A 26497-nucleotide genomic window follows, 5' to 3' on the forward strand; every position below is an offset into this window, starting at 1 on the left:
ATATATATCATTTAAGGATAGCATTTATCCACCTCAATAAATCACTGAAAAATTAAATATAACCGTTGCTGTGTTGATTTCAAAACGCCTGTAATCCAGATATAGCAACAAACCAATCAAAACGATGTCAAGGTATTTGAGGATATAAATTTGAGGGTATTTCATCGGTATTTTTTGTCTAAGTCCCGTTAGTTGGCTATGAAAACTATTCATCGCGGGAGAATCAATAAAACCAGCAGCTACAAAAATATTTTTTTGTTACCAAAATGCGGTAATGTAAATTTGCACACTTTTGTTTCAAGGCAACCCGTTGTTAATATGCAGATTCAGAAATTTGTCGTCGCATCTTCCCTATTAATAACCAGCCTAGCTTTACCTAATGTTGCGGCTGCTCAAAGTTCTGGAACACCAGGTAAATTTGATTTTTATGTTTTAACCCTTTCCTGGTCTCCTGATTATTGTGCCAAAAATGCCAAGCGTGACCCGCAACAGTGTAACCCAGGGAAAAAATATGGTTTTGTTCTACATGGTCTATGGCCACAATACCAGAAAGGTTATCCCGCTAACTGTTCAACTGAAAAATTACCAGCATTAGTAAAACAGAAATTCCGGGGTTTGTTTCCCAATGAAAGACTTTATGATCATGAATGGGAAAAGCACGGTACTTGTTCTGGTAAACAACCTACGGATTATCTCGCACTCAGTAAACAATTAAAATATTCTCTCGTTATCCCCACAGCCTATAATCGTCCTGAGAAACCATTCCGCACAACAATTAAAGATTTGAAAAGCTCATTTGTCAGTGCTAATAGCAAATTTACCGCTGACGGCATTGCACCTTATTGTTCTGATTCTGGTAGGTTTTTACAAGAGGTCTTTTTCTGTTATTCCAAAGATGGTAAAGCTGGTATTTGTAGTGCGGAAATTTTAAAGCGTTCTCAGAAAAGCTGTGGTCAAGCAAATTTTTTGGTGAGAAATGTCAGGTAACAGAGGAGTGATCATGCCATTGAAAAATGCTATAAAGGCAAGTAAGCGATCGCTTATAATGGCAAACAGCACATTTTGGACTCAAAGACTTTTCGGGCGTAATTTTTGGTGATTGAGCCAAGAATCCCCTTGGTTTTAGTCTGGGAAGTGTCAAGCAGTTATTGATGGAATAGACGACAGACGTTTTGGTTTTAAAGTTTTGGTTTTAAACAGCCGCATTCCATTTGCAGTCACTAGCAGAGAAGTTCCTGTATCAGCTAAGACGGCGATCGCTAAACCAACAAACCCAAACGTCCCCAATAGCAAAAATAAAGCCTTAGTTATCAAAGAAAAAGCCACATTCTGTTGAATCACTGATACAGTACGTTGGCTTAAATCTACTGCATAAGCAAGCTGTCTCAAGTCACCACCTACCAGCACCACATCCGCTGTCTCCAAAGCGATATCAATTCCACCTACAGCAAAACTAATATCTGCTGTAGCTAAAGCAGGTGCATCGTTAATGCCATCTCCAACCATACCTACTACCCCATGACGACGCAACTGTTGAATTGCTTGCAGTTTATCTTCAGGTAACAATTCTGCCTGATACTCTGTAATTCCCACTTGTTGGGCAATTTGCTTGGCCACAACAGTACGATCTCCTGTCAACATCACCAACCGTTTCAGTCCAACTCGCTTTAACTGATGTAGGGCTTCTGTTGCTTCCAATCGGATACCATCAGAGAGTGCGATCGCTCCTAATAACTCTCTGTTCGTCCCTACTAACACCGGAATGTGACCAAGTTGTTCAATTTCAGTTAACAAAGATTCGGCTTCATCAGCCAAGCAAATACCTTGATCTGAAAACAACCGCCGATTACCAACCAAATATAATATCGCACCCTCCGGGTTCGCAGTCGCTACAACGGGGGGAACCCCCACAACGCGCTGCTCACCAAAGTTTGCCTGAATCCCTTTACCAGGGAATGCGGTAAAATCTAGAGGCGTTACTAACTCTAGCCCCAAATCTTGAGCCTTTGCTACAATAGCTTTTGCTAGGGGATGTTCAGACTGTTGTTCTAAGGAAGCGGCAATCTCTAATACCATATCTGCACTTACTTTCCCCAAGTCATAAACCTGCTGCACAATGGGTAGCCCTTGGGTAATTGTGCCAGTTTTATCAAAAGCCAGGGTAGTTAGATGTCCCGCTGTTTCCAGTGCATTACCCCCTTTAAATAAAACGCCTCGTCGAGTTGCAGCACCAATGGCGCTGACAATTGAAACCGGGGTAGAAATGACTAAGGCACAGGGACAAGCAATTACTAGCATGACCAGTGCGCGGTAAAGCCAGACGTTAAACGGTTGAGCAAAAGCCAAGGGCGGAATGAGGGCAATGGCGATCGCTGCTAAAATTACTATCGGGGTGTATATCTCTGCAAACTTATCCACCCACTGCTGTGAAGGTGCGCGGCTTTCTTGAGCTTGTTCCACCAAATTAATAATTTTGGCTACGGTTGTATCATTATAAGTGTGCGTAGCTTTAATTTCTAAAAAACCTGTCTGATTTAACGTGCCGGCAAAGACAGTATCCCCAACGGCTTTATCTTCTGGAATTGATTCTCCTGTAATTGGAGATTGGTCAATGGCACTATTACCAGAAACCACCACACCATCCAACGCTACTCGCCCTCCTGGTCGAATCGTCAAAATTTCACCTGGCTGAATAGTTTCTACGGGAACTGTAAATTCCTGATTCCCGCGCTTCACTGTAGCAGTAGGTGGAGTCAAATCCATCAGTGAGCGAATGGCGTTGCGGGTACGACCAAAGGTAAAAACTTGCAATGTTGTGCCTAAAGAGAACAAAAAGACAACCAGCCCCCCTTCCAGCCAGTCCCCTAAAATCATTGCCCCAACCACCGAAATAGTCATGAGCAGATTCATATCCGCACGACGTAAGCGCAACTCAAACAAACCAGCCCGTGCGATCGGATAACCAGCAATTACTATACCAATGCCATAAAAAGCTCGTGCAATCCAGATGGGTAGCACTAAATACTGAGTAAGTAAACCTAAAACTAAGCCTATACCTGCAAGTATCACACTCTGTCCCCGACGATTTTCAATCCAGAATCTCCAGCTGGTGAGGTCGGATTTTTGTTTAGACTTGTTTATTGGCTGAGAATGCTCATAGTTATGATCATGATTTTGGTGGTCATGGTCGTTTTCATCACCACAGGAATGAGTATGCTGATGGGATTGCCCCTCATAACTTTGCTCTATCGTATAACCCAAACCTTTAATTTGGTTATAGATACTCTTTTCACTCAATACCTCTGAATCATAAGAAACCCTAGCCTGAGCAGTTGTAAAGTTTACCGTTGCTTCTGTCACACCATGTAACTGTTGCAAAGCGACTTCAATTGTCTTGGCGCAGCTTCCGCAGTCCATACCGCCAACTTGCAAAGTTTGGGTTTTGAGGGAAGGAGTTTGAGTCATAAGACCTCGCGGTAAGTGGGAAAATCAGTCACTTTATACCAATTTAAAAAATGATTGTTACAGATGTAGGTTGGGTTGAGGTACGAAACCCAACACTCTAAAACCTTGTAAACGTTGGGTTTCACTTTGTTCAACCCAACCTACGCATCTGTCGCATTCTTTTATGGAATTGGTATTAGTGCTGAGAGGGAAGCGACTCAAGCGGTTTTAACCGCTTTGAATATTTTTTTATTACCGCCTTGGAGTCGGAAAATTCGGGGTACTTTTGTGATGTACTTTCAACGGGACAATTACCGATTCAAATTTTCCAACTCTGTACGCATAATGTATTGCTCCGAAAAGCCTCCCATTTCTGGGGTAATGTTAGCTTTGACCAGTTATCAGAGCTTGTTAGGCTTGCAATACTGTTCCAGTGACCTTAGAACTGTTTAATCACAAGCGACAGAGCAGGGGACTAGCTACGCATCCACAGGGTGTCGTGACTCAAATAACGGCTACCGTGAGAGTAAACTCAGGGTGGTCTGGTCAGTACGGCTTACTTGATTACTCTTGCAAGCCCAGTCCCTTTAGGGCTGGGTTACTGACAGCAGCTTGAGAATCTTAACTGCCAATATTCTAATACAACAATTGAACAACTATTCAACTGTACAATGGTTATCATTTTAGGTATGATTGAGATTGATAACCATTGCTAAGTAAAACTCGCTATGAATAAGCACAAAAAAAAGCAGGACTTAGACTTAATTCCAAGTTCTGATACTCCTATCTGTGATACTCATTTGGTGCATCTAGATAATGTACGCTCATCTCAGGCACAAATTTTACCGACAGATAAAGCACAACAAATGGCGGAAATTTTTGGTGTGTTAGCAGATACAAACCGTATACGCTTAGTATCAGCTTTGGCTTCTAGTGAATTGTGTGTTTGCGATCTAGCTGCATTAACCAAAATGAGCGAATCAGCAGTTTGTCATCAGTTACGGTTATTGAAAGCTATGCGTTTAGTCAGCTATCGTCGAGAAGGTCGAAATGTTTATTATAGTTTGGCTGATAGTCACGTCATCAACTTATATCGCTCTTTAGTGGAAAATTTAAATTAATCAAATATGGGAATTTTGACTTATTTATCCTTGACGACAAAGCGATCGCATCGTACTGGGTAAACTAGATTTGGGTTAGCGATCGCTCAAGCAATTGAGAAATAACGTAGAATAACTCTACTCCTGTCCTGAAAGAGAGAAAAGTTTGTATGCTGGTTTAATAAAGGTCTTTATATTTCTTATTAAAGCTGGTGCAAGAGGATTTCCGGTTAATTGTCGATTTGGTTTCGGTTTTTGCTGTCGCTGCCTGTGGTGGACTGCTGGCCGCATTGTTAAAACAACCTGTTTTACTCGGTTATCTAATTGGTGGCATGGTTGTTGGTCCTGCGGGACTGGGATTAATTAAAGAAGTCGTCCAAGTAGAAACCTTGGCGCAGTTTGGAGTAGCCTTTTTGCTGTTCGCTTTGGGTGTGGAATTTTCCCTAGCAGAACTGAAGAAGGTGAAAGCTATAGCCTTGGGTGGTGGAGGACTACAAATCCTTCTCACCATTCTCATTACCGTTGTGGTGTGTGGCTTAACTGGTGCTTGGGGAGCTTTACCTGCTAAGGGTGTATTTTTGGGTTGTATTCTGTCTTTGTCTTCCACAGCTGTGGTTCTCAAATGCTTGATGGAACGCAATGAAACAGAAACACCGCACGGCCAAGTGATGCTGGGGATTTTGGTAGTCCAGGATTTAGCACTGGGATTAATGCTGGCTGTATTACCAGCACTGCATGAACCAGGAGAAGTCATTGGTGTCGCAGTGTTGACGGCTTTGGTACGCATTGGTTTATTTGCTGCGGGTGCGGTGGTGGCGGGTATTTGGTTAATTCCGCCTTTGTTGCGACTGCTGGCAAGCACGGAAAGCCGGGAGTTATTTTTGTTAGGGGTGGTGACTTTATGTTTGTGTATTGCCCTGCTAACTGAATATTTAGGTCTTTCTATCGAAATGGGGGCGTTTGTCGCGGGGTTGATGATTTCGGAAGTGGAGTATGCAGACGAAACCCTGACGATTGTGGAACCTTTGCGAGATATCTTTGCTAGTTTGTTCTTCGCTGCCATTGGGATGTTAATTGACCCGGTGTTTTTGTGGAACAACCTAGAATTGATTCTCGGTTTGGTGGCTTTGGTTTTTGTCGGTAAATTTTTAATCATCACTCCGCTGGTGAAGTTATTCCGCTATCCGTTGAAAACAGCTTTGATTGCTGGGTTAGGATTGGCGCAAATTGGGGAGTTTTCCTTTGTACTGGCTAGTGAAGGTCAGGCTTTGGGGTTGGTTTCGCGACGGATATATTTGTTAATTTTGGGGACTACCGCTGTAACTTTGATGTTGACTCCCTTTGTGTTGCGGTTGGTACCATTTTTATTTAATTTTGCTGAGTCGATGCCTTGGTTAAAACCGTATTTGGTGGAAGAACAAGCGCGTGATTTTGCGGAAGATTTACCTCGGAAAGACCATATTGTGGTTTGTGGTTATGGTCGCATTGGTAAGAATTTAGTGCGATTGTTGCAGCAAAACCAGTTACCTGTGGTGGTGATTGATCAGTCAGAAAGTAGAATTCAGCAATTACGGGATGCGGGAATACCTTATGTTTATGGAAATGGGGTGAGTTTTCATGTGTTGGAGACTGCTGGTGTGAATCATGCTAAGGGGATGGCGATCGCACTTCCAGATCCTGCTAGTATTCGTCTATGCCTGAAACGCGCTTTGGAATTATCACCGGAATTAGATTTGGTTGTCCGCGCTACCCAAGATAAAAATATTGAATTGCTTTATCAACTGGGTGCTAGGGAAGTTGTACAACCAGAATTTGAAGCTAGTCTGGAAATGGCCACCTATTTACTTACAGATGTGGGATTATCCCCAGAGGTGGTACAACAGAAAATGCAGGAAATTCGCAAAGACCATTATTTAGATTTGCGTCCTGAACGTTCTGCTTTGGAGGTTTCCCAGCATTTACAACAAGCAACCCGCGATTTAAATCGTCGTTGGTATGACTTACCGACTGATTCTCCATTAATTGGCATGACCTTGGAAGAAGCGGATATGCGCTATCTGATTGGGGTCAGTTTAATGGCTATTCGTCGCGCTAATGGGGAAGAGATTGATTATCCCAATAGTCAAATTAAACTAGAAACAGGCGATCGCTTGTTAGTTGTCGGTGCAAGTGAAGAATTAGCCGCGTTAGCTGAGTTTGCTCAAGGAAACGCAGCAGTTCCAGGAGAAAGTAACGCTTGTCAGTGGGTAACAGTCCAAGCTAATTGCCCTATGTTGGGTAAAAATTTGGCAGATTTAACCACTAATGAAAAGTATGGAATTAAAGTACAGGCTATTCGGCGAGATGGCAAGTTTATCCGTTTTCCTCATGGACAGATGGAGTTAAAAATGGGTGATCAAGTCCTACTGTGTGGTAGCTTTTCCATCCTGAATCAACTCCAACAATTGTTTACCGCTTCCTGTGGACTGCCTCTAGCAATTCCCATCATTGCAGATGAAAAGGCAGAAGTTTAGGAGTCAGGAGTCAGGAGTCAGGAGTCAGGAGTTCAGGAGTTCAGGAGTTCAGCAGGAAGAAGAAAAAAGAAAGAATTAATCTTTCCCCCTCTCCCCTGCTCCCCTGCTCCTCTGCTCCTCCGCTCCCCTGCTCCCCTGTTCCTCCAAATCCTTAAGAATCGAAATGGGCAGCTTCGACATTAGCATCTCGTGGGACTAATCCCCTTTCTACTACTCCTTCACTGCTAAATTTCATATAGGCGATCGCTGTTTTCCAAATAATCATTTGTTCATTGTTAGCATCTACAATACATAGACAATTGTGATCTTGCCAAAAAGTCCTACCTATGATTAAATCGCCAGTCACCAATTTTATTTCAATCGTGGCTTTTTGTTTAATCCAATTCTGCACTTGTCGAATGCTAGGTAAGGTCGTATCAAATTGAGTTGCTGCCATTTTTCTTAGGAAATAGGGAATAGGGAATAGGTGACAGGTGATAGGTGAAAAGTGACAGGTGACAGGTGACAGGTGACAGATGACAGGTGACAGGTGACAATTACCAATTACCAATTACCAATCACCAATTACCAATCACCAATCCTGTTGGACAATGTTTAAATCAGTAGTAACTTATCTTTGATAATTCATCTAGGAAAAAATGGCAATAGAATTTACTAAGTATCACGGTTTAGGTAATGATTTTATCCTCATTGATAACCGTTCTTCATTGACACCAGTTATAACACCAGAGCAAGCTGTGAAGTGGTGCGATCGCCATTTTGGTATTGGGGCTGATGGTGTCATTTTCGCATTACCGGGACAAAAAGATACTGACTACACAATGCGGATTTTTAATTCCGATGGTTCAGAACCAGAAATGTGTGGTAACGGCATTCGTTGTTTAGCAGCATTTTTAACTGAGTTAGAAGGTATATCTCGTACTAAAGACTATTATCGTATTCATACTTTAGCAGGTGTGATTACACCTCAACTCACAGATGATGGTCAAGTTAAAGTAGATATGGGTTTACCCCGGTTACTAGCACAAGAAATTCCCACCACTTTGGCACCTGCTGACAGCAAAGTAATTAATGTCCCTTTAGAAGTCGCAGACACAACTTGGAATGTTACCTGTGTCAGCATGGGAAACCCTCACTGCATCACCTTTGTCGAAAATGTAGCAGCTATTCCCCTAGAAACCATCGGACCCAAATTTGAACATCATCCCGCTTTCCCCCAAAGAATTAATACAGAATTCATCGAAATTGTCAACCGTAATTACTTGAAAATGCGGGTATGGGAACGGGGAGCAGGAATCACTTTAGCTTGCGGTACTGGTGCTTGTGCTGTGTTAGTAGCTGGAGTTTTGAATGATAAGTGCGATCGCACAGCCACGATAGAATTACCAGGTGGTTCCCTAGAAATTGAATGGTCAGAAATAGACCAACGAATTTACATGACTGGGCCAGCAGAACGGGTATTCACAGGTAAATATTAACCTGTCGGGTGGGCATTGCCCACCATCAAGTTTGCCTTTTGGCGGGAGGGTGAGAAAATGATTGAGTTACAAACCCAGTTACCCACAGATACATGGATTTACACTTCTTGGAACGAGTATGAGCAGATAATCACCAACTTGCTCAACAAGAACGGAAAAAGTTACTACTACAAAGGACACATGAGGCTGGAAATGGCACCAGTTAGTTTTGATCATGGGAAAGACCATGTAGTAATTATTGTTGCTGTAACTCTATTTGCCACACTTAAAGGTATTCTCGCAACAGGTTTAGACACCACGACTTTTCGTAAAACTGGTATTCAAGACTGTCAGCCTGATGTAGCGTATTATCTCCAAGAACGCGCCCAAATTATCCCCACTGGTACAGGAATCGTCAACCTAGATCGTTATCCAGCACCAGATTTAGTTATTGAGATTGCTAAAACATCCTTGCTGGATGACTTGGGTACAAAGCGCAGTCTTTACGAAGAATTAGGCGTGGCTGAATACTGGGTGGTAGATGTACAAAATGCCCAAATCATCGCATATACTATGGTAGACCAAGGTAGTAAACGTATTCAAGAATCACAAGTATTACCTGGATTGATCATTGCCGTTTTAGAGGAAGCTTTACACCGTAGTCGTGAAATGAGCCAATCTGAAGTTTGCACTTGGTTATTGAACCAGTTTCAGCAAAAATAAGAATAAAAACGTAAATTGTTCCTTGATGATTCTTAACTGAATTTGTCTTGACAGGTAAGGTATCAAATTTTAATCTTAAAACAATATGATTTTGGCAAAGCAAAGCGAGGGCAAAAACCCTGGAGACCTGCCAAATCGCCAGAACCTTGATAACTGAATAGTTTGAGCGTTTCCAATGTTTCAGATGGCAGTTGATCCAAAGCCTGAAATGAGGTTTTTTCAGAGGTCTGCCAAAATCCTGTCTAGAGTCTGTTCGTAGACTTGGTTTCAGATGGCAGGGTTTCTAAACTACTAATCCCCGCAAGGGGACTGAAACTCGTTATTGCCACGAATATATCTAAGTTCAAATACTTAAGTTTCTGAACTACTAATCCCCGCAAGGGGACTAAAATAATCACAACGCTCGATAATATATGATTTCTATGGACTTAGACAAAGCGGTTAGGACACTAACCAAAACTAAGACTTAGACACTCAAAGACTTTTACCACTGTCACCTGTCACCTGTCACCTGTCACCTTGCTATATATGAGTATTATTGTATTTGGTAGCATCAATATAGACTTAGTAGCAACTACCTCTCGCTTACCAGTTGCTGGTGAAACATTGCTAGGAGAAAGCTTTTTTACAACTCCAGGAGGAAAAGGTGCAAACCAAGCAGTAGCATTAGCAAAATTAGGAATTCCTACTCAAATGATAGGGCGTGTTGGTAATGATAACTTTGGTACAGAACTAATCAAAAATTTACAAATATCTGGTGTACAAACTGAGAATATCCTAATTGATGAAAGTGTCAGTTCTGGAGTTGCTGTCATCACCGTAGATAATATGGGAGAAAATCATATCATTGTGATTCCAGGTGCAAATGGGCAAGTTAATCAAGAAGATGTCAAGAGATTATCTGATTTATTACCAACCGCAACAACCCTACTTTTACAGTTAGAAATTCCTCTTACAGCCGTCGTTGCAGCCGCTAAAGCCGCGAAAGATTTAGATATTAATATTATTCTTGATCCTGCACCAGCACAAACGAACTTACCAGATGAACTTTACCCACTAATTGATATTATCACACCCAATGAGATAGAAGCTAGTCAATTAGTAGGATTTCCAGTAAATGGAGAAGAAACCGCAGCTAAAGCAGCAGCAGTTTTATTAGAAAGAGGAGTAAAATGTGCAGTTATCAAATTAGGTGCAAAAGGTGTTTATTGTGCCACTGCGGAAGCAGCTTTCTTCATACCAGCTTTTTCAGTTCATGCAGTTGATACAGTTGCGGCTGGTGATGCTTTTAATGGTGGTTTAGCAGCAGCACTTTTTCATAAACTTCCTTTGTGTGAAGCTGTGATTTGGGGTGCAGCAACAGGGGCTTTATCAACCACAAAACCAGGAGCGCAGAGTTCTTTACCTGATAGAATTACTTTAGAAAAGTTTTTAACAGAGAATAGGGAATAGGGAAAAAAGGTTTACTCGTTTTACTCGTTCCCATACTCTGTATGGGAATGGATGATTAAAGGCTCTGCCTTTATTAAAATTAGAGTCAGAGACTCTATGATAGCATTCCCAGTCGGAGACTGGGAACGAGAAATTTCTCCTGACTCCTGACTCCTGACTCCTGACTCCTTTAAACTCCTATATCTTCATTCCATAATTCTGGTTTTTCTGTAATAAATTCATTCATCATTTGTTCGCATTCATCGAGGTTTAAATCAATTACTTCTACACCATGAGAAACCATAAAATCCTTTGCACCGGGAAAGGTTCTTGATTCTCCTGCAATGACTTTTTTAATGCCAAACTGCACCACTGCACCGGCACATAAATAACAAGGCATCAAAGTAGAATATAATGTAGTACCTTGATAACTACCAATTCTCCCAGCATTTCTTAAACAATCAATTTCCGCATGGGTGACAGGATCACCATCTTGCACCCGTTTATTGTGTCCTCTCCCGATCACTTTCCCATCCTTCACCAAAACAGAACCGATAGGAATTCCCCCTTCATTTCTACCCTGTTTAGCCTCAAAAATAGCCGCTTGCATAAACTCATCCATTTCTAAATCCTCCATATACTCTGCGTTACCTCCGCGTTCCTCTGCGTTTAAAAAACTCCTCTCAAACGCAAACCCAAAAACAGTGCCGCTACAGTTCCGGCAACAGAAATTTCTCCTTGAATAATTTTATCAAAAACTGCATTTATAGGAATTAAAATAACTTCAATTTCTTCAGTCACATCAAGATTTTCCTGTTCTCCAACCTTCACCACATTTTCAGCGAGAAACAAATGAATTTGATTAGTGTCTTTACTGGGTTTATCATAAAGAGTGCCAATTTTCTGCACATTTCCAGCCATATAACCAGTTTCTTCCCTTAACTCCCTCAATGCTGCGGCTTCTGCACCTTCTTCATCAGCATTAAAACGTCCTGCGGGAAGTTCAATAAAAAACTCACCTACAGCGTGTCTGTACTGACGGACAAAGACAATTTCTTGATTATTAGTAATAGGTAAAATTAAAGCAATATCTGGTTTAATATTGACAAAATAGTCATCTATAACTTTACCATTAGGTAACTCTATTTCATCTTGTCTCACCTGACATAAAGGATGATCTATTAACATTTGAGAACTTAAAATTTTCCATTTATGTAAATTATTCATTTTTTAGTTATAATAGACATTAAACAAGCTAAAATTATAACATTTTCATTCTTCTTGCAGCGCCTTTGGGTGAGCATAAACATTTAACATGAAAATACTAGTCAATCTATTTACAGTCAATAAACGATTTCCCTTAACAATTAGTAGAGGAACAACAGCACAGACAACAAATATTTGTGTAAAAATTATTGAAAATGACATAGAAGGATGGGGAGAAGCATCTCCCTTTGGTGTTGGTAATCACCGTCAAACTACGGATATAATGACCACAGCATTGCAAAAAATAGCCCCTGTGTTAGAATCATTCCACCCTTGGCAACGTCAGGAAATTGAGGCTGTTTTAAGACAATATCAAATACCTTCCGCAGCTAGGGCGGCGTTAGATATGGCGCTGTATGATTGGATGGGTAAAAGTGTGGGTTTACCTCTATGGCAACTTTGGGGACTGGATAGAAATGCGATCGCACCAACTTCGGTGACAATTGGCATTAATACCCCAGCAGGTGCAGCAACTCGGACACGAGACTGGTTAGAATATATGGATGTACGTCTGTTGAAGGTGAAATTAGGTTCAACCGAGGGGATAGAAGCAGACAGAAAAATGCTGTTAGCGGTGCGAGACACAGCACCAGAAATTGATTTATTTGTTGATGCTAACGGGGGTTGGAGTTTAGCAGATGCGATCGCCATGTCCCTGTGGTTAGCAGATTTGGGTATACAGTATATAGAACAGCCATTACCAAGAGGTCAAGAAACCCATTTAGCCACCTTAAAAGAACATTCACCTTTACCAATCTTTGTTGATGAAAGTTGCTTTACCAGTGCTGATATTCCCCAATTAGCTGATTATGTAGATGGGGTTAATATTAAATTGATGAAATCTGGGGGTTTAAGTGAAGCCTTGCGAATGGTACATACAGCCAAAGCGCATGATTTAAAAGTGATGTTTGGCTGTTATTCTGATAGTTCTCTAGCTAATACAGCAGCTGCACAACTTGCACCTTTAGCTGATTATTTAGACTTAGATAGTCACCTGAATTTAATTGATGATCCATTTAGCGGTGCATCAGTAAAAGCAGGACGAGTTTTACCTAACGATTTACCTGGTTTGGGAGTACAATATAGTGCGTCTGCCCCTTAATAAAAAGATAGCAATTCTACTGCATGAAGGACTGAGTGGGACTCAGGGGAAAACAGGATTATCAATTTTACGCTACAGTGAAGCCCCAGTTGTTGCAGTTATAGATCGGGAATCTGTAGGTAAATCTGTACCAGAATTAACAGGTATCAAGCGCGATGTTCCCGTTGTCGCCTCTGTAGCCGCAGCTTTACAGTATAAACCGGAAGTTTTAGTAATTGGTATAGCCCCCAAAGGTGGAATCATACCAGATAATTATTGGCCAGATATTCAGGATGCGCTGAAGGGGGGAATGTCTTTAGTTAATGGTTTACATACACCTTTGGCTAATATCCCAGATTTAAATGCACTATTGAAACCAGGACAGTTAATTTGGGATGTCCGCAAAGAACCACCTAATTTAGAAGTTGCTTCCGGGTTAGCGCGGACTCTTCCCTGTCGTCGAGTGTTGACGGTGGGAACGGATATGGCTATTGGCAAGATGTCTACTAGTTTAGAATTACATTGGGCGGCTAAGTTGCGCGGTTGGCGTTCTAAATTTTTAGCCACCGGTCAAACTGGTTTGATGTTAGAAGGAGATGGAGTTGCTTTAGATGCGGTGCGGGTAGACTTTGCTGCTGGTGCGGTGGAACAGTTGGTAATGCGTTTTGGTAAACACTACGATATTCTGCAAATTGAAGGACAAGGTTCTCTGTTGCATCCTGGTTCAACTGCAACTTTACCGTTGATTCGTGGTTCTCAACCAACCCATTTGATCTTAGTTCATCAAGCCGGACAAACTCATAACCGTAATAATCCTCATGTTCCCATTCCACCGCTACCAGAAGTCATTAAGATGTATGAAATGGTAGCTAGTGCTGCGGGTGCTTTTGCTAAAGTTCCGGTGGTGGGGATAGCTTTAAATACTAGGGAGTTAGATGAATCTGGGGCTAAGGATGCGATCGCTCAAACCATAACTCAAACAGGTCTACCTTGTACAGATACCGTGCGGTTTGGTGGTGGATTACTCTTAGATGCCGTCATGCACAGTTAATCTACTTTGCAAACTTCATCTAGCTAATAGCGTGAGGTTTGCAGACAGATGAAACAATCATTTCTTCAATTTTAGATTGCAAGATAGTTCTTCCTTATCGAAATCAGTATAGCACATCTACAACCCGATGTCAATCCTACTCTTACTCTTTTTGCGTCAGGCTAACATTAGGGTGGGTTAACAACAGCGCCACCCACCAAAATCATTAACCACCAATTAACTGAACAAGAAATTAGCACCTAATAGGTTGACATTCACATCAGCAGCAATAAAACCAGATGTACCCGATAAAGTAGCTAATAACTGACCAGTTCCAAAACCAGAATTACCAATAGTCCCATCACTAATGCGTAGTAAAGTATTACTACCAGATGTCACCACATCAATATTAGTAATGCCAATGCCTGTAAACTGGATTTTATCACCACCGACACCACGGACAAACTGAGTAATGGTATCTGCACCATCTCCAGAGGCATAATTAACGATATCTACAGCACCGTCATTTAAACCCAAGCTGAGTTTATCGTTACCAAGTCCACCCGTGAAAGTATCAGCACCGGCTTTACCATCTAGGGTATCTGCACCATCACCACCAATGAGAGTATTAGCTGCGGTGTTACCTGTGATCTTATTAATCAGGGCGTTACCAGTACCATTAATTGCAGATGTACCTTGTAAGGTCAGATTTTCCAATGTCGTCCCTAATGTATAACTAAGAGTGCTTAAAACTGTATCAGTACCAGAGGCATCAGTGATGCTATCTCCGACATTATCCACATGGTAGGAATCGTTACCAGCACCACCAGTCATGGAATCTGCACCAGCTTTACCATTGAGGACATTATTAGCACTATTACCAATGAGGATATTATTTAAGGTATTACCTGTACCGTTAATATTGGCAGTACCTATCAAGGTCAGGTTTTCTAAATTGGCTTTTAATGTCCAAGTGATGGAAGATTCAACAGTATCAATACCTTGATTTAAAAATTCGGCAATGACATCACCAACATTATCTACCACATAAGTATCATTGCCAGCACCACCACCTAATAAATCTGCACCTGTTCCTCCGTTCAGGTAATCATTACCATCTCCACCAAATAAATCATCTTCTCCTGCACCAGTTTTAATCCAATCGTTCGCAGCAGTACCGGAAATGCTGACTGTACCAGCAAATGCACTTAAATCAAAGCGTTCAAATTCGGTGATGGTTGTACCGGGGATATTTAATTGATTGGTAATGTTGCCGATATCAATGAGAATATTATCGGTTGCTGTTCCAGCGGTAATGATCAGGGTATCCGTGCCTGTACCACCATAGAGTGTGTCATTTTGTTGCAGGTTAGCAAAGGTGCTGGTGATGGTGTCGTTGCCACCTTGAGCATCTATGATATCTGTTTGGGGTGTGGTAGTGAAGTTTTCGTTAGCTGCTGTACCTGTGATGGCGTTAACAGTAAACTCACTCACGTCAATAATCTTTAAGCCACCGTCAAAATCAGCCACATAAGCGTAGTTGCCTAATATTTCTACATCATAAGCATAGCCAGAAGTATCATAATTACCGACGAGAGTGGGAGCGGCTGGGTTGCTGATGTTGATGATAGAGAGTCCTGAATAACCATCAGCTACATAAGCGTAGTTGCCTACTATTTTCACATCCTGAGCATCGCCATTCGTATCATAATTGCCGACGAGGGTTGGTGCGGCTGGGTTGCTGATGTTGATGATAGAGAGTCCCTTATCATAATCAGCTACATAAGCGTAATTGCCGACTATTTCCAGATCCAAAGCCAAGCCATTCGTATCATAATTACCGATGAGAGTGGGTGCGGCTGGGTTGCTGATATTGATGATAGATAGTCCTGAAGACTCATCAGCTATATAAGCGTAGTTACCTGCTATTTCCACATCGAAAGCATAGCCATTCGTATCATAATTACCGATGAGAGTGGGTGCGGTTGGGTTGCTGATATTGATGATAGATAGTCCTCGATAGTCATCAGCTACATAAGCGTAGTTGCCGACTATTTCCACATCGAAAGCCAAGCCATTCGTATCATAATTACCGATGAGAGTGGGTGCGGCTGGGTTGCTGATATTGATGATAGATAGTCCTGAAACCTCATCAGCTACATAGGCGTAGTTACCTACTATTTCCACATCCCAAGCATAGCCATTCGTATCATAATTACCAATGAGAGTGGGAGCGGCTGGGTTGCTGATATTGATGATAGAGAGTCCTGATAGCCCATCAGCCACATAAGCGTAGTTGCCTACTATTTCCACACCCAAAGCATAGCCATTCGTATCATAATTACCAATAAGAGTGAGTGTATATGGGTTGCTGATATTGATGATTTGCAGTCCTGATAGCCCATCAGCAACATAAGCGTAGTTGCCTACTATCGCCAGACCCAAAGCCAAGCCATTCGTATCATAATTACCGATGAGGGTGGGAGCGGCTGGGTTGCTGATATTGATGATAGAGAGTCCTGATTGCCCATCAGCAACATAAGCGTAGTTGCCTACTATCGCCAGACCCAAAGCCAAGCCATTCGTATCATAATTACCGATGAGGGTGGGAGCGGCTGGGTTGCTGATATTGATGATAGAGAGTCCTGAATCATAATCAGCCACATAAGCGTAGTTGCCTACTATTTTCACATCATAAGCATAGCCATTCGTATCATAATTACCGATGAGGGTGGGAGCGGCTGGGTTGCTGATATTGATGATAGAGAGTCCTGAATCATAATCAGCCACATAAGCGTAGTTGCCTACTATTTCCAGATCCAAAGCCAAGCCATTCGTATCATAATTACCGACGAGAGTGGGAGCGGCTGGGTCGCTGATATTGATGATAGAGAGTCCTGAAGACTGACAAGCTAAATAAGCGTAGTTACCTACTATTTGTACACCTCCAACAGAGTCATTCCTATAATAATTGCCGACGAGTGTTGGTGCGGCTGGGTTGCTGATATTGATGATAGAGAGTCCTGAAAAAGAATTAGCAACATAAGCGTAGTTGCCTACTATTGCCAGATCCAAAGCCAAGCCATTCGTATCATAATTACCAATGAGAGTGGGAGCGGCTGGGTTGCTCATATTGATGATAGAGAGTCCTGAATAATAATCAGCAACATAAGCGTAGTTGCCGACTATTTCCACATCATAAGCATAGCCATTCGTATCATAATTGCCGACGAGAGTGGGTGCAAATACTCCCTGATAGGTGTTGAGGGTGTCTGCACGAAAAACAGAACCTAACCCCCTAAACCCCTTCCCTACCCCTCCCTTACCCTCCCCTCTTGAGGGGAGGGAAGCGGAAAAACTTTTGTTGCTGGAATGGGGAATGTTCATCATCACATCTGTTTCTGTTCCCTCTCCTTGTAGGAGAGGGTTAGGGAGAGGTAGAGATTTGATTTTCTCTGTAACGGGGAATGTCACCTCTAACTCCCAATTTCCCCCTAAAGCTGCATTTCCAGTTTTTGTTGCGGTTGCGCTAATGGTTGCGTTGGTAATCTCATATAACTTGCTAATAAATTCTTCCCCTGCATCCCCCGCAGCAACGTTACAACCATAGAGTAAGATACTTTTGCTTTGCCAACGCTGTAATAAAGCAGCATATTTACTGATATTGTCTAAATTCAGTTGACTATTGCCTAAATACAAACATCCCGGTGAACCGTGGGAAACGATATGTATTGTGCTAATTTGGGGATTTCGTTGTAAAAATTCACTAATTTTCTCAATACCATCTTTATTTAAGGGAAGAATGACCGCTTTTACTCCCTCAACAACTCCTGTATGTAGAGTTTTGTAGTCGTAAATAGAGGAATCAATAAAGACAACTGTAGAGGTTTGATTGACTAAGGAGTTTTTGAGCATATATTTTTCGATTTTCACCTGATCACAAAATCTGATGTGCTTTTGCACCCAAACAACCCATACAGATACAAATGGGAAAAGCAATATTTCCGACTTCTTTGAGAATAAGGGAATAAGGGTAGCGTCTCTGCATGAAACCTTGATCAAATCTGGTGCATTTACCCGCAAACCCAAAAAAAGAAACCCCACGATAGACGTGGGGAATAAAAAAAACACAGCTTGGATAAATTAGAAATGCTTGGACAGCAGATTATTTGCCGTTCAGAAATCCAATCAATACCACTCCCAGCATAATAGATCCGCCACTGAGTATAAATGACCAAAAGCGATGATAGCTATTGACAACTGTGCCATTTTCACCTGCTAATTGAATTAAATCCATCCAAGGCATAATGCCGCGACGAAACCAACCAGCAGTTTTCACTTGTTGACCTATCAAGCCTTCTACCCGTTTCATACCAAACAAGAAATTACCAATGGGTCCAAAACGGGAGGCGTAATGTAAATAAAGCATTCCGCTGGAGTCTTGCAGTTTGAGGTCAGAACCAAATTTATAGCCGGAGTTACCACGACCAATTAATTCCCCTTCTAAGATGGCTGGTTGTCCCCGTAAAGGACTAGCATAGGGGTCTGACATTAAGGTGAGAATGTCAGTGGGTACTGCTTTGGAATAGTCGGGGAACATGACAAAAGCTTTGATTAAAATTCCGATTCCTAAACCAATGAATGGCGCACCTAGCAGTAAGCCTGGGTTGTTGGAAGTGGACAACATGAATAGGCCGATAATTAAACCCAGGACGAAACCGATGGTTTCTGCACCATAAAGGACGACATCTAAAAAGAAGTTGCCATAAAGTTTGCTTTTATTTAAGGTTTTACCTTCACCCATGACTTTTCCCATGTCAAATTCTGTGGGTAAACCTAGTTGTTCAGCGTAGGTACTGAGGGCGCGGACTCGTTTACCTGTGAGAGGATGGGTTGAGTTTAATTCCATCCACCAACCCCAAGGGTTGAACATATCCCATAAAAAGACGCGACCGATTTTTTGCGGGTCGGAGGAGATGCGGTAGGCTGTACCTGTGGAAGCTGCGGCTTTGGGGTCATAAATGCCTAAAGCGCGAGTTCCTTCAATTAAGCGGCTGGGTTCTTGGGAACGTGAACCTTCTTCAACTATGCCATAGGCGATTTTGACTAAGGCGCGAGAAAGTCCGTTGGGGTTGCCTGTGGTTTCCGCTGCAAAGTGGTCGGCAAAGTATTCTCTGGTGCGAGAGAGATATAAAAGTAGGTAAGTACCGATGATGTAAAAGATGTAAGCAACCATACTGGCTGTTTGCAAAGCATCTTTGATTTTGCTGTCTCCACCACCACGGGTAAATCTTCTGGCGGTGCTGTAAACTAGGTAGCAAATCTGCACTAAGGTAGAAGCTACGGTCATGACAGCAAAGTCCCAATGGACGATGTGACCTAGTTCGTGGGCGTAGACGGTTGCAACTTCATCATCGTCTAAATAGGTGAAAAGTCCTTGGCTGACGACTAACCGGGCGCTGTTAGGTAAAGAACCATAAGTAAAAGCGGTGGGGTTTTGGTCGTCTATTATTCCTAGTCTGGGTGTTGTGATATTTTTTTGTTGACAGACTTGGCGAATTATTTTCCCTGATTCTGGGCTGAGGTTTTCAATGTCTGCTAAATTTACCCAACGAGTTTGGTAAAGCCAGCTTTGGCTTAAGTCCATCAGGAAGGGTGAGAGGAAAAATGCTGCTAGATTGAATATTAGGGTAATACCAATTGCGATCGCTAAACCGGTTAAAGGATCGCTACTATTGTAAATTAATACTACGCTTAAACCTAAAACAAAAACCATGCCAAATAGTAAGGCGATGGTAACACCAGATGCTAGGGCTAAACTACCTCCTACACCTGCCATAGCCAAGCTGACACCTGTTGTTACTGCACGTCCCGCTTTGGATTTGGGGACTGATGAGAAAAATGGACGGTCTTGTTCTGCCCATTCTCGCACCTGTTGATTGTCACTATTAATTAACTTTTGCCACAGAATTTTGGCTTGTTCGGTTTCGCCTGTTTTTTGATAAGCTTTCATCAGCCACATTTGGGCTGTTAGATAATCTAGAGAATTGAGTTCAAAAGAATTTTCGGAAAATTCCTCTAGAAGATATACTGCGTCTTGATAGCGCCCCTGTTGAAAGGCATCTAAGCCCGATTGCAATGACATGATGATATCCCTGAACAAAAGGGTGTTATTTTATTCCATGAATACCCAATAATCTCGGATTCGTCATCAGAATTTTGTAAAAGTTAAAGAAAAGGGAGTTTAGGAGGCAGAAGTCAGAATTACGTTTTTTCCTATATCCTTTTCTTCACCTTAAATCCCTTATGCGTCACCACTTGCTAAAGTTGTATCCACACATTTATTTAGTAGTTGTAGTGATTTTGCTTACGTCTTGTAAATTAACAGAGATTCCAAGTAAGTCACTACCTCATACTAATCGAGGGATCTCATCCCCAAAAACTGTGACTTTAGATCAAAATTTCCAGATAGCAATGGGTCAAACCATTTATGTACCCGTTTATTCCCATATTTATCATCATAATCAACAGGGGATTTTTAATTTAGCAGCAACACTGAGTATTCGTAATACAGATTTGGCAAAGCCTCTGATCATTACTTCTGTACGCTACTATGACTCAGATGGGAAATTAGTGAAACAATATTTAAAGAATCCTATCCAACTTGATGCGCTGGCTTCAACAGATTTTTTTATTAATAAAAATGATACCAGTGGTGGTTTAGGTGCAAACTTTATTGTCGAGTGGGTAGCCGCAACAAAAGTTTCTGAACCGATAGTAGAAGCGATTATGATTGGTACTGATTCTCAGCAAGGAATTTCTTTTACCAGTCCTGGTAAGGTAATCAAAAACCAAAATTAATCACCATTACCTCATCTGTGCAAAAATTGGTATAGATAGGATTTTAGTATTCTATATTGGTTTTGGTTGTTATAATTAACGCTATTTTTGTTATGACTACTTTGCAAGCTGTTTTTCCGTTAGTTCAGATTGCCCAACAAACTCGTTTAGCGGCTAGTAAGTTAGCTTTGCTTTCCACTGAGGAGAAAAATCAAGCTATTGATGCGATCGCTCTGGCGTTAGAATCTGCTCAAGAGGAAATATTGACAGCAAATGTGGCTGATTGTCAAGCTGCTGTGGCTGAAGGCATTGCCAAGCCTCTGTACAAACGGTTGCAGTTAGATGAACATAAATTAAGGGATGCGATCGCAGGTGTGCGTGATGTGGGTAAATTAGATGACCCTGTGGGTAAGGTGCAAATTCACCGAGAAATTGATACTGGTTTAATTCTCAAACGCATCACCTGTCCTTTAGGTGTTTTAGGAATCATTTTTGAAGCTAGACCAGAAGCCGCAATTCAAATAGTTTCCTTAGCAATCAAATCAGGTAATGGTGTAATTCTCAAAGGTGGAAAAGAAGCTTTACGTTCTTGTGAAGCCATAGTTAAAGCCATTAAACAAGGATTATCTCAAACGGCTGTTAACCCCGATGCGGTACAATTACTAACAACCAGAGAAGAAATTTTTGAACTTTTGCAATTAGATAAATATGTAGATTTAATTATTCCCAGAGGTTCAAATTCTTTTGTTAGGTTTGTACAAGAAAATACCCGTATTCCTGTACTTGGTCATGCTGATGGAATTTGTCATCTTTATGTAGACAAAGCAGCTGATATTGAGAAAGCAATTAATATTACAGTTGATTCTAAAACTCAATATCCAGCAGCTTGTAACGCCATTGAAACCTTATTAGTTCACAACAGCATTGCGTCTGAGTTTTTACCAAAAGTTGCTGAAGCTTTAGCCGCACAGAATGTAGAATTAAGAGGTGATGAACGCACTTTAGAAATTTTACCTAATATTGGTTTAGCAACAGAAACAGATTGGGAAACAGAATACAGCGATTTGATTTTAGCAATTAAAATTGTTGATTTTTTAGAAGCGGCAATTTACCATATTGATAATTATGGTTCTCGGCACACAGAAGCAATTGTGACAGAAGATTTAGTAGCAGCAGAAACGTTTCAAGCTTTAGTAAATGCAGCGGGAGTTTATCATAATTGTTCTACTCGTTTTGCTGATGGTTTCCGTTATGGTTTTGGTGCAGAAGTGGGAATTAGTACCCAACAAATGCCACCTCGCGGACCTGTAGGTTTAGAGGGTTTAGTGACATATAAATATCAAATGTGTGGTGATGGTCATATTGTGAAAACCTACACCGGTGCAAACGCGAAATCATTTACCCATCGAGATTTGGAATAATTTTCAAGAAAATAGCAATGATAAATTTCTGGTAAGATTTTGTCTGTTTATCCGTGATTTATCATCGTTATCATCAGTTGTGGGAAGAAGATCCCGCACCATTGTTGACAAATCCTGGTCTTTTACCATTAGCGACATTAGCAAAAACCGATTCACCAAATACTTTGTTAAAGCAAGTCGCAGACCAGTTAGATATGATCGAAGAAAACCAGGAACGAGTCAATATCTCAACCTGTGTACAGCTTCTAGCGGGTTTGCGGTTTGAAAAGGACGTAATTCGACAACTATTTCGAGAGGAAATTATGCAAGAATCTGTGATTTATCAAGATATTCTGCAAAAAGGAAAGCTGGAAGGTAAACAGGAAGGTAAACAGGAAGGAGAGGTGTTGTTAATTCTCCGTTTACTTTCTCGTCGCTTTGGTGCGGTTGATGCTGAGACTGAAGAGAGAATTAATCAGTTGTCTACAACTCAATTAGAAAGTTTAGCAGAAGCAATTTTAGATTTTTCTAATCAAGCTGATGTAATTCGTTGGTTAGAAAATTTGTAAGAAATCAGGAGTCAGGAGTCAGGAGTCAGGAGTCAGGAGTCAGGAGTCAGGAGTCAGGAGTCAGAAGTCAGGAGTCAGGAGTCAGGAGTCAGGAGTCAGGAGTCAGAATGCTGATGAAATGAAGAATAGTCCAGAAGTGAGATTTTATCAAAATCATCAAATTTGACTAAAAAAGCCTTTATTCTCCTGACTTGGAGTATTGCCTATAAAAGTGGCTCGTAATCTGTCAAAAACTTGACATTTATGGTGATTTGCTGTATGTGTATGGAATGTGTCGAGGTCATCGACACCACTCGTCAGAACCTTGAAAACCGCATAACTTCGTTGACTGGTGTCGATTGCTTTTGTAGTAAGGGTTTCGACTGTTAAAGTAGTCAGTTTTTTCTCAATAAGCACTGTTTTTTCTCAATAAAAAAAGTGGTGTCGATTTGGGTATCTGAAACCCTTGCTCTGTAAGGTTTCTAGAAGTGAACTCTTTACAAACTAACTTCCCCGCAAGGGGATGGAAACTAAACATTATGAGACCTTGTTGCCTCAAAGATTCCTTTACAAACTAACTTCCCCGCAAGGGGATGGAAACCCAAGGTCCCATCCTTTAGGGACTGTACGATGAGCTCTTTACAAACTAACTTCCCCGCAAGGGGATGGAAACTATTTTGAAAAGTTGGTAAAGATCTTGTGATCTTTAGAGGCTTTACAAACTAACTTCCCCGCAAGGGGATGGAAACACTTTAGAAGGCCTTTTTGGAGGTGTGTTTAGAGTTGGCCTTTACAAACTAACTTCCCCGCAAGGGGATGGAAACTGAATCCAAGGGGTGGATTCAGATTACCTTTGGGGGCTTTACAAACTAACTTCCCCGCAAGGGGATGGAAACTCTAAGTCACTTACTCCAATGGCAGTCACTGTCACTCCTTTACAAACTAACTTCCCCGCAAGGGGATGGAAACATTGCATCTGACTCCCGATCAAAAGGGCCAACGAGAACCTTCTTTACAAACCAACTTCCCCGCAAGGGGATGGAAACCCAACAGATTGATACTACAGCTTCCCTTGCTTCCTTTACAAACCAACTTCCCCGCAAGGGGATGGAAACTAGATTGAGTGGTGGGGGCAGCATTTTTGCCACCTCCTTTACAAACCAACTTCCCCGCAAGGGGATGGAAACAATAATTCATTTTCTAGCGCGAACAAAGAAGGTTGTTGTATCCTCCCAAACACCTTTATCAGTGGTTATTTTTTCAACTTCTGATGTGAATGCTAGTTGTAACTCCTCTAATTTCTCTGGTGATGGTTGTGGTAATAATGAATTACCTTTAAAACTTAAATTAATCAACGGCCAAGATAATTGATGATTTTGTAAATTATGATATCTTCCCCGTGGTTCAACTGCTATTTCAATGTCTTTAAAACCGACTTGTTTTAGCAAACTCTGGCATTTTTCAGGAGTACCAAGAGTAGATAGAAGATGTGGTAAAGAAATACCAAAAGTTTTAGTCAAAGTAGCTATATAAACAGATGCTAAATAAGCGGTTTCTGGAGGACAAGTAAATGCCATATATCCTCCTGGTTTGAGGTAGTGATAGCACTTTTGCAAAATTGCCGGAATATCAGTCAATAGTGCAATTGCTGAACAACAAAAAATCACATCAAAACTATCTTCACTAAAACTGATCTCTTCTACATCTGCGGCTATTAATTCTATATTCTCTAAGTTTTGGGCTGCAATTTTTTCTCTGGCTTGATGTAGCATTCCTGGACACATATCTACACCAATTACATGGCCTTGGGAACCGACTTTTTTAGCTGCGGGAATAGCAACTAAACCTGTTCCAGTGGCAATATCTAAGATTTTTTGTCTTGGTTGAATTGGTACATATTCAAGTAATAAGTTGGCTTCCCGTGGGTGCTGAGTATTTTCTTCGTGATCATAATTGGTTCTGGCATTGTAAAATTCTATGACCTGTTGTTTGTAAGTTTCCATAAATATTCCTTCAAACTAAGGCTTTGAGTAATGCTTGCAGTTTCAGTTGTACTTCCGCAAACTCCTTATCAGGGTCAGAACCGGCGACGATACCAGCACCTGCATATAGTCTAGCGCGATCGCCATCAATTAAGGCTGAACGAATCCCCACAATAAACTCACAGTTTCCCTTTCCATCTACCCAACCCAGGGGTGCAGCATATAAACCCCTTTCAAAATTTTCATAACGGCGAATTTCTGCACAAGCAACATCTCTGGCTGCACCTGCAACCGCTGGTGTAGGATGTAATTGGGCGACGATTTTTAAAGGATGGATGTTAACAGGGACTACAGCTGTAATTGGTGTCCATAAGTGCTGAATATTAGATAATTGTCGCAGACGTGGGGCTAAAATTTGCGGAAATAAACCTAATTGTGATAGACGTTGAGTGATAAAATCAATGACTAGGGAATGTTCGTGTTTTTCTTTGTTGCTATTAACTAAATTGTTGGCATTAGATGCATCTTCATTGGGTGTTTTTCCTCTGGGTGCTGAACCGGCTAAAGCATCGGTAATTAATTGCTGTTCTTGAATACTAATTAAGCGTTCTGGACTAGCACCAATAAAATTTTGTCCTTTACCATTGCTGGTAGAAAACACATAACAATTAGGATGTAATTGTCGCAAATTATTTAAAGATTTGAATAAGTTAAAAGAATTATATGATCTGACATCTAAGGCATCTGCTAAAACAATTTTTCTTAAATGATTAGAGGCAATTTTTTCTAAAGCTGATGATACTGAATGTTTAAAAGTGTGGGAATTGGTAATCTTATTTTTGATAAAGTTAGATGGAGAAATTTCCATGCTGGGAGAGTAATCTGTTAAAGATTGGAGAGTTTTAACTTGGTTTTGTAATTCTCGTAATATGGTTTGAATATTAATATCGGCATGAATCAAATTATTCACCACTAAGGTGCAGGATGAATTTTTGACAGCTACTTGTAATTTAGGTAGAAAAATAGTAGCGGCTGGAAATGGATAATCTGCTTGGTAATGCTGATCAAAAAAACTGAAACAACAAAAAAAGTGTGTTCCTGCAAATGGTTGATTTGTATTACCAAAGTTGATGACATTTTTGAGGCAATTTTTGATAAAATCCTCGGTTTTACTAAACCTGTTTTTACCAGTAATTTCTAATTTGGTTACAGCATCAATGGCGGCAATAGCTTCACCTTTACTTTTATTTTCAAAGTAAAAATTTAATGTATTAGCTTGGGAAAATTTATCCAATACAACTAAAGGATCAATGAAGTCAATTTGTAGAGAAATACTAACAATTTGCTGGCTATGACTTTCACAGCACTTTTCTTGAACTGTTAACAGCAATTGATGCAAATCTTTATAGTCTACAAAGAAACGGCTGCGACATGGTGAAATTGTCATGGATGTGTAAGTTAATTTTTTTTAAGTTATCTTCCTAAAGCGTAATAAGTTGTGGTCGTATTTCTATAGGTAACATATTCAGTGGCCAATTAACCAGCCTCAAATTTGCTTGGTTCGGGGGTTTCCCAGAACTGATGCTGTTTGGTGGCTGCAAAATGTCAAGCCAAGTTTTATGACCATGAGGTAAACCAGCAATCACAAAATTAGCATTTTTTGGCAATTCACCACTGCTAAA

General features: G+C 41.1%; 19 protein-coding genes and 1 CRISPR repeat array. Of the genes, 11 read left to right on the forward strand and 8 right to left on the reverse strand.

Features of this window, described 5'->3' with window-relative positions; translation table 11 throughout:
- The first annotated feature begins 318 nt into the window (after nucleotides 1–318).
- A complete protein-coding gene (locus ACLLO5_RS12775; protein WP_413175836.1) occupies nucleotides 319–987 on the forward strand; it encodes a ribonuclease T2 family protein in 669 nt (222 codons plus the stop codon).
- A gap of 150 nt (nucleotides 988–1137) precedes the next feature.
- On the opposite strand, the gene ACLLO5_RS12780 is transcribed toward ACLLO5_RS12775, so the two are convergent.
- Nucleotides 1138–3465: a heavy metal translocating P-type ATPase gene (locus tag ACLLO5_RS12780; RefSeq protein ID WP_413175837.1), complete on the reverse strand. Its 2328-nt coding sequence runs from the start codon at nucleotides 3463–3465 to the stop codon at nucleotides 1138–1140.
- 707 nt (nucleotides 3466–4172) lie between these two features.
- On the opposite strand from ACLLO5_RS12780, the gene ACLLO5_RS12785 reads away from it, so the two are divergent.
- Together ACLLO5_RS12785 and ACLLO5_RS12790 are read left to right on the forward strand one after the other, a co-directional pair.
- Complete coding sequence (locus ACLLO5_RS12785; RefSeq protein ID WP_413175838.1) at nucleotides 4173–4565, forward strand: ArsR/SmtB family transcription factor; 393 nt, start codon at nucleotides 4173–4175, stop codon at nucleotides 4563–4565.
- 191 nt (nucleotides 4566–4756) lie between these two features.
- A complete protein-coding gene (locus ACLLO5_RS12790) occupies nucleotides 4757–7057 on the forward strand; it encodes a cation:proton antiporter (RefSeq protein ID WP_413175839.1) in 2301 nt (766 codons plus the stop codon).
- Nucleotides 7058–7208: 151 nt separating this feature from the next.
- Here ACLLO5_RS12790 and ACLLO5_RS12795 read toward each other — a convergent pair whose 3' ends face one another.
- On the reverse strand, nucleotides 7209–7493 hold the full coding sequence (locus ACLLO5_RS12795; RefSeq protein WP_413175840.1) for an Hfq-related RNA-binding protein: 285 nt from the start codon (nucleotides 7491–7493) through the stop codon (nucleotides 7209–7211).
- A gap of 202 nt (nucleotides 7494–7695) precedes the next feature.
- Between ACLLO5_RS12795 and dapF the strand changes: the two genes are divergently transcribed.
- The 3 genes from dapF (at nucleotide 7696) to rbsK (ending at nucleotide 10689) form a co-directional block, all read left to right on the forward strand.
- Nucleotides 7696–8535: a diaminopimelate epimerase gene (dapF, locus tag ACLLO5_RS12800; RefSeq protein WP_413175841.1), complete on the forward strand. Its 840-nt coding sequence runs from the start codon at nucleotides 7696–7698 to the stop codon at nucleotides 8533–8535.
- A 57-nt stretch (nucleotides 8536–8592) separates the two neighbouring features.
- Nucleotides 8593–9237 carry a Uma2 family endonuclease gene (locus tag ACLLO5_RS12805; protein WP_413175843.1) on the forward strand — a complete coding sequence of 215 codons (645 nt, stop codon included), beginning with the start codon at nucleotides 8593–8595 and terminating at the stop codon, nucleotides 9235–9237.
- A gap of 528 nt (nucleotides 9238–9765) precedes the next feature.
- The gene (gene rbsK / locus ACLLO5_RS12810) at nucleotides 9766–10689 is read left to right on the forward strand and encodes a ribokinase (RefSeq protein WP_413175844.1); all 924 of its coding nucleotides are present in this window, start codon (nucleotides 9766–9768) and stop codon (nucleotides 10687–10689) included.
- A 169-nt stretch (nucleotides 10690–10858) separates the two neighbouring features.
- On the opposite strand, the gene ACLLO5_RS12815 is transcribed toward rbsK, so the two are convergent.
- A complete protein-coding gene (locus ACLLO5_RS12815) occupies nucleotides 10859–11290 on the reverse strand; it encodes a nucleoside deaminase (protein ID WP_413176077.1) in 432 nt (143 codons plus the stop codon).
- A gap of 47 nt (nucleotides 11291–11337) precedes the next feature.
- Nucleotides 11338–11895 (reverse strand): NUDIX hydrolase, encoded by a 558-nt coding sequence (locus tag ACLLO5_RS12820; RefSeq protein WP_413175845.1) that lies wholly within the window; start codon nucleotides 11893–11895, stop codon nucleotides 11338–11340.
- An 88-nt stretch (nucleotides 11896–11983) separates the two neighbouring features.
- Between ACLLO5_RS12820 and ACLLO5_RS12825 the strand changes: the two genes are divergently transcribed.
- Both ACLLO5_RS12825 and ACLLO5_RS12830 read left to right on the forward strand, forming a co-directional pair.
- A complete protein-coding gene (locus ACLLO5_RS12825) occupies nucleotides 11984–13036 on the forward strand; it encodes a dipeptide epimerase (protein ID WP_413175846.1) in 1053 nt (350 codons plus the stop codon).
- The gene (locus ACLLO5_RS12830; RefSeq protein WP_413175847.1) at nucleotides 13020–14066 is read left to right on the forward strand and encodes a DUF1611 domain-containing protein; all 1047 of its coding nucleotides are present in this window, start codon (nucleotides 13020–13022) and stop codon (nucleotides 14064–14066) included. Before ACLLO5_RS12825 ends, ACLLO5_RS12830 begins: the two co-directional genes overlap by 17 nt.
- Before the next feature lie 216 nt (nucleotides 14067–14282).
- Here the strand turns inward: ACLLO5_RS12830 and ACLLO5_RS12835 are convergent, their stop codons facing one another.
- A complete protein-coding gene (locus tag ACLLO5_RS12835; RefSeq protein ID WP_413175848.1) occupies nucleotides 14283–17960 on the reverse strand; it encodes a DUF4347 domain-containing protein in 3678 nt (1225 codons plus the stop codon).
- A gap of 250 nt (nucleotides 17961–18210) precedes the next feature.
- The gene (locus tag ACLLO5_RS12840) at nucleotides 18211–20190 is read right to left on the reverse strand and encodes a M48 family metalloprotease (RefSeq protein WP_413175849.1); all 1980 of its coding nucleotides are present in this window, start codon (nucleotides 20188–20190) and stop codon (nucleotides 18211–18213) included.
- 161 nt (nucleotides 20191–20351) lie between these two features.
- On the opposite strand from ACLLO5_RS12840, the gene ACLLO5_RS12845 reads away from it, so the two are divergent.
- From ACLLO5_RS12845 to ACLLO5_RS12855, 3 genes are all read left to right on the forward strand, one after another.
- On the forward strand, nucleotides 20352–20906 hold the full coding sequence (locus ACLLO5_RS12845) for a DUF3124 domain-containing protein (RefSeq protein WP_413175850.1): 555 nt from the start codon (nucleotides 20352–20354) through the stop codon (nucleotides 20904–20906).
- Nucleotides 20907–20998: 92 nt separating this feature from the next.
- Complete coding sequence (locus ACLLO5_RS12850) at nucleotides 20999–22306, forward strand: glutamate-5-semialdehyde dehydrogenase (protein WP_413175851.1); 1308 nt, start codon at nucleotides 20999–21001, stop codon at nucleotides 22304–22306.
- 53 nt (nucleotides 22307–22359) lie between these two features.
- Nucleotides 22360–22854, forward strand: a complete 495-nt coding sequence (locus ACLLO5_RS12855) for an Rpn family recombination-promoting nuclease/putative transposase (RefSeq protein WP_413175852.1) — start codon at nucleotides 22360–22362, stop codon at nucleotides 22852–22854.
- A gap of 474 nt (nucleotides 22855–23328) precedes the next feature.
- Nucleotides 23329–24020: direct repeats of the CRISPR family, unit length 36 nt; unit sequence CTTTACAAACTAACTTCCCCGCAAGGGGATGGAAAC.
- 6 nt (nucleotides 24021–24026) lie between these two features.
- Here the strand turns inward: ACLLO5_RS12855 and ACLLO5_RS12860 are convergent.
- Together ACLLO5_RS12860 and ACLLO5_RS12865 are read right to left on the reverse strand one after the other, a co-directional pair.
- Nucleotides 24027–24836, reverse strand: a complete 810-nt coding sequence (locus ACLLO5_RS12860; RefSeq protein ID WP_413175853.1) for a class I SAM-dependent methyltransferase — start codon at nucleotides 24834–24836, stop codon at nucleotides 24027–24029.
- A gap of 10 nt (nucleotides 24837–24846) precedes the next feature.
- Nucleotides 24847–26262, reverse strand: a complete 1416-nt coding sequence (locus ACLLO5_RS12865; protein ID WP_413175855.1) for an isochorismate synthase — start codon at nucleotides 26260–26262, stop codon at nucleotides 24847–24849.
- Nucleotides 26263–26497 lie beyond the last annotated feature (235 nt).

The organism is Anabaena azotica SJ-1, from assembly GCF_047275885.1.
Lineage (GTDB): Bacteria > Cyanobacteriota > Cyanobacteriia > Cyanobacteriales > Nostocaceae > Trichormus_B > Trichormus_B azotica_A.

What these genes read in the sequence shown, in the direction of transcription:
- ACLLO5_RS12775 (WP_413175836.1), top strand. Translation starts at nt 319, where the DNA reads ATGCAGATTCAGAAATTTGTCGTCGCATCTTCCCTATTAATAACCAGC.
- ACLLO5_RS12780 (WP_413175837.1), bottom strand. Translation starts at nt 3,465, where the DNA reads ATGACTCAAACTCCTTCCCTCAAAACCCAAACTTTGCAAGTTGGCGGT.
- ACLLO5_RS12785 (WP_413175838.1), top strand. Translation starts at nt 4,173, where the DNA reads ATGAATAAGCACAAAAAAAAGCAGGACTTAGACTTAATTCCAAGTTCT.
- ACLLO5_RS12795 (WP_413175840.1), bottom strand. Translation starts at nt 7,493, where the DNA reads ATGGCAGCAACTCAATTTGATACGACCTTACCTAGCATTCGACAAGTG.
- dapF (WP_413175841.1), top strand. Translation starts at nt 7,696, where the DNA reads ATGGCAATAGAATTTACTAAGTATCACGGTTTAGGTAATGATTTTATC.
- ACLLO5_RS12805 (WP_413175843.1), top strand. Translation starts at nt 8,593, where the DNA reads ATGATTGAGTTACAAACCCAGTTACCCACAGATACATGGATTTACACT.
- rbsK (WP_413175844.1), top strand. Translation starts at nt 9,766, where the DNA reads ATGAGTATTATTGTATTTGGTAGCATCAATATAGACTTAGTAGCAACT.
- ACLLO5_RS12815 (WP_413176077.1), bottom strand. Translation starts at nt 11,290, where the DNA reads ATGGATGAGTTTATGCAAGCGGCTATTTTTGAGGCTAAACAGGGTAGA.
- ACLLO5_RS12820 (WP_413175845.1), bottom strand. Translation starts at nt 11,895, where the DNA reads ATGAATAATTTACATAAATGGAAAATTTTAAGTTCTCAAATGTTAATA.
- ACLLO5_RS12825 (WP_413175846.1), top strand. Translation starts at nt 11,984, where the DNA reads ATGAAAATACTAGTCAATCTATTTACAGTCAATAAACGATTTCCCTTA.
- ACLLO5_RS12835 (WP_413175848.1), bottom strand. Translation starts at nt 17,960, where the DNA reads ATGCTCAAAAACTCCTTAGTCAATCAAACCTCTACAGTTGTCTTTATT.
- ACLLO5_RS12840 (WP_413175849.1), bottom strand. Translation starts at nt 20,190, where the DNA reads ATGTCATTGCAATCGGGCTTAGATGCCTTTCAACAGGGGCGCTATCAA.
- ACLLO5_RS12845 (WP_413175850.1), top strand. Translation starts at nt 20,352, where the DNA reads ATGCGTCACCACTTGCTAAAGTTGTATCCACACATTTATTTAGTAGTT.
- ACLLO5_RS12850 (WP_413175851.1), top strand. Translation starts at nt 20,999, where the DNA reads ATGACTACTTTGCAAGCTGTTTTTCCGTTAGTTCAGATTGCCCAACAA.
- ACLLO5_RS12860 (WP_413175853.1), bottom strand. Translation starts at nt 24,836, where the DNA reads ATGGAAACTTACAAACAACAGGTCATAGAATTTTACAATGCCAGAACC.
- ACLLO5_RS12865 (WP_413175855.1), bottom strand. Translation starts at nt 26,262, where the DNA reads ATGACAATTTCACCATGTCGCAGCCGTTTCTTTGTAGACTATAAAGAT.